3 protein-coding genes and 1 pseudogene are annotated in these 2,798 nt (G+C 42.3%); all 4 read right to left on the reverse strand.

The genetic code is table 11. From position 1 onward, the window contains the following. Positions 1-198: 198 nt before the first annotated feature. Complete coding sequence (locus CLV98_RS23005; RefSeq protein WP_146202352.1) at positions 199-840, reverse strand: hypothetical protein; 642 nt, start codon at positions 838-840, stop codon at positions 199-201. Positions 841-1,014: 174 nt separating this feature from the next. Then, positions 1,015-1,755 (reverse strand): GREB1-related protein, encoded by a 741-nt coding sequence (locus tag CLV98_RS23010; protein ID WP_109678470.1) that lies wholly within the window; start codon positions 1,753-1,755, stop codon positions 1,015-1,017. Positions 1,756-1,758: 3 nt separating this feature from the next. Further along, positions 1,759-2,379, reverse strand: coding sequence for a ParB/RepB/Spo0J family partition protein (locus CLV98_RS23015; RefSeq protein ID WP_109678472.1), 621 nt, complete (start codon positions 2,377-2,379; stop codon positions 1,759-1,761). Positions 2,380-2,414: 35 nt separating this feature from the next. Further along, a pseudogene (locus CLV98_RS23550) lies at positions 2,415-2,798 on the reverse strand (hypothetical protein); the annotation flags it as partial.

Genomic DNA, 2,798 nt, shown 5'->3' on the forward strand with positions numbered 1-2,798 from the left:
GTAGATATTGGTAGGCATCCTTACTGCAGGAGATTTTTGTGCGGTTTGCCTTGGCCGGCGGCACATACTTTACTTGAATTTCTGATAATTCCATTGTGCTTAGAGTTGTTTAAGTGTCTCATTATTAATGATCTACTGTAAATTTCTCCCAGCAAAACGGAATTAAAAAGCGTTATTGATATTTTTTTATAAAGTGTTTTAGCTAGTCAAATAACCAAGTTTTAGAAAGACAGAAATAGAAGCTTCTCTAATCTTGGGATCTTCATGCCCATACAGACTCAGTAATATATCTTTATCTCCAAAGTAACAGTGTTGCTCATATGTTATTCTAAGCAAGTCGATTTTTTCTTCGGTCCATTTCTTAGAATCAATTTTAGGTAAGATATCTTCTATTGTGTTTAAATATTCGAGTATTCCCTGCTCAAATACTCGAATTTCAGCTGACGTTCGAGCATAATTTAATGATTTATAAAGCTCTCCAACAGCAATTAATGCTATTCTTATTGAATAAATTTGATCACCAAAACGTTCTATAACCTGGTCAAGTCCCATCATTGAAGAATTTTGGAAGCAATAAATCTCATACTTCATAATTTGCGTTCTGAGATTGGTCTCCTCAATATATTTCTTCATAGATCGTGCCTGCTCTTCTAATCGATCGTCATAACGCTTGAACAATAAAATTCCTACTAATGAAACTGCTGTAAAAATAATTGCCATAAGCCAGCCAAATAGGCTTTCGATGTCAGATATGAAGAACTGAAACTCGCCAATATTGACCTCCTTCTTTGTTTTCTGTGTGCTTAATTCTTGCTTTGGTGAATCAATCGAATCTTTCATTTTACTCAACTGATATCTGAACTTAGAGTTATCAATGTTAAGTGTTTGCCCATAACATATAGTTGAAAGAAATATTATAAACACAGTGGTTAAAAGAAATTTCATATGAACATAATAGGTTATGGGCAACGAAAAAGCACAGAATTGATACTACGGCAACTCTATTCCATTCAATTAAAACGGCAATTTCAAGCTTTTCTGAAACGGGTGCTTTAAGTTACTTTTTCCAGTTGATTTTCGCAACTCTACCACTTGGCCAAAGACTTTTTGAAGCAACTTGAAGTCCTTTTCTTCCGCCTCAATGTTTCGGAATTCAGCCAGCCCCCCACGATTTACAAAGGTGTCTTTCTGGGCCCAGTAATAGCGGGTATCCTTCCAGATATAGCGGTGGTGATGCGCATTGAGCAAGCTGATCCAATAATCCTCGTTACAGATGATATCGGGATTATACCACAGTTTGGAGCCTTCTAGCACACCATGGGCGCAGCCGGTTACGTATCCGCTCATTTGGATCGGATTAAGGCTATTGTAGCTTATCGGTGTCGGGGATGAACTAAAGCCAAAAAGGAACGCCCCAGCCTGATGGGCCGCGTAGGCGGTACTTTGAATGATATCATAAGCCGTAGCCGGATCTACGTGAGATTCTTCACCCTTTTCTATGTAGATCCTACCGAGGTGGTCGATATCATCGTCCAGCATAAAGCAGCTCCCTACGTTTTTGATGATCCAGTCCCTTTTGCGGGCCAGGCCTACTACTGCATCGGGGTGGGTGATGATCTCAATCCCAGGGTTACATTTCTGATACATATCAGCCTGGCTTTCTTCAACGCATAAGGAAGCGCCATATACGGCACTGGTAGTACGCACACGGCTTGCCCTTTTATGAGAGGGGATTATGATTTTGATATCTTTCATAAATCAGGACCGGTTTAAAATGGATATAACTTGCTTACCATCCACCACCCGCTGCATTCCAATCTTGCTGGATTTATAGCATTGGGCGCGATCTAGTCCAAGCTTTTCTGAGAGGTGGTTAAAGTCGATTTCGTTACTGCAGACAATCACTATGGAATCGTATTTCTCTGAGAACTTAGCAACGATGGGTAGCTCTGGCTCTTCGGCTAGCTCGTCAGTCATTTCTGATATCTGCTCGTTGAGCTCGTCGATGCCTATGCCATAGCTATCAAGGTCCACTAGCTCGTCGAACTCTTGTTTTAGCATTTCAAGGTCCCATTCACCGGCATGGCTATTCTCGATGATCATTACCTCTTTTAGCTCCTGATCGGTGAGTTTACGGGTAGCGGTTCGGATGTCACAGAGCATATCCCCCAGACCATTTTGCACGATCACTTCACAACGGCGATTTCCAGAAAGCAAGGTGCCATCCGCATCCCGCACCGGGATTCCGATCATACCGTATTTCTGGATCCGCTCCCAAAGCTTTTGCTTTTCAGCTGCTTTAATTTTACGCGGATTTTTTACATGAGGCACCAGATCGGCGATCCGGACACGCTCGGTACTAAACAATTCATTTATCATGGCGAACAATATAAAATTAAGTAAGTATTCAAGTTTTAGAGCAAAGCCCTGGCTTGCGTAGATTCCTCAATGGCGGCTTCTACCTGGGCCAATTCAATTTCCCATTTGGATTTGGTAGCAATGCCAGCCTTGGGGTTCTCCAATTTGCTTTTCAGCTTGCTTCGCTTTTCACGAAGCTTCTGGATCTTTACCGTTAGCTCCGATTTACTTTGAAGAGCGCCCAGGTTATTGGTCTGCAGCTTAGGAGCTGAAGCCGCTACGGGTATGGAATCATTCCTTTCTAGGAATTTCTTTTGAGTCCAGATCTGCTCGATCTGCTGGTGAAGGTCCAATATACGGCTCGTCAGTTCGGGGCATTCTTGCTCGGCTGGGACCTTATGCAAAAGATTGCTCAGCTCGGCCTGTTCCCGTCGTAGCCT

Origin of the sequence: Dyadobacter jejuensis (assembly GCF_003149085.1) — a bacterium.
GTDB lineage: Bacteria > Bacteroidota > Bacteroidia > Cytophagales > Spirosomataceae > Dyadobacter > Dyadobacter jejuensis.

What these genes read in the sequence shown, in the direction of transcription:
- CLV98_RS23010 (WP_109678470.1), bottom strand. Translation starts at nt 1,755, where the DNA reads ATGAAAGATATCAAAATCATAATCCCCTCTCATAAAAGGGCAAGCCGT.
- CLV98_RS23005 (WP_146202352.1), bottom strand. Translation starts at nt 840, where the DNA reads ATGAAAGATTCGATTGATTCACCAAAGCAAGAATTAAGCACACAGAAA.
- CLV98_RS23015 (WP_109678472.1), bottom strand. Translation starts at nt 2,379, where the DNA reads ATGATAAATGAATTGTTTAGTACCGAGCGTGTCCGGATCGCCGATCTG.